General features: G+C 35.5%; 1 pseudogene. It reads right to left on the reverse strand.

Annotation, left to right across the window (positions count from 1 at the left end):
• Window positions 1-44 precede the first annotated feature (44 nt).
• Window positions 45-259: pseudogene (locus V6256_RS15355) on the reverse strand (SLC13 family permease); the annotation flags it as partial.

The raw sequence follows: 259 nt of genomic DNA on the forward strand, positions 1-259 counted from the left end.
AACATAAAGCCGCCGACTTGATGTGCATGTTAATTTACAACGGTTAACATATACATTAATGCAATACGTTTATGTAAATTCCATTTTTCCATTGAAATAGAGAGAAGAAAGCCACCTAAAAACAAGAAAATCAGTGGATTAGCATAAGCAGCTGTCGCTTCTTTTATATTAACTATACCCAATAATGGAGAAAGTATAATCGGTAAAAAAGCAGTCACTGGAATTGGTGCCGCTTCAGAACCCACCATACTGCCATAAA

The sequence above is a fragment of the Psychromonas aquatilis genome, from assembly GCF_038155185.1.
Classification (GTDB): domain Bacteria; phylum Pseudomonadota; class Gammaproteobacteria; order Enterobacterales; family Psychromonadaceae; genus Psychromonas; species Psychromonas aquatilis.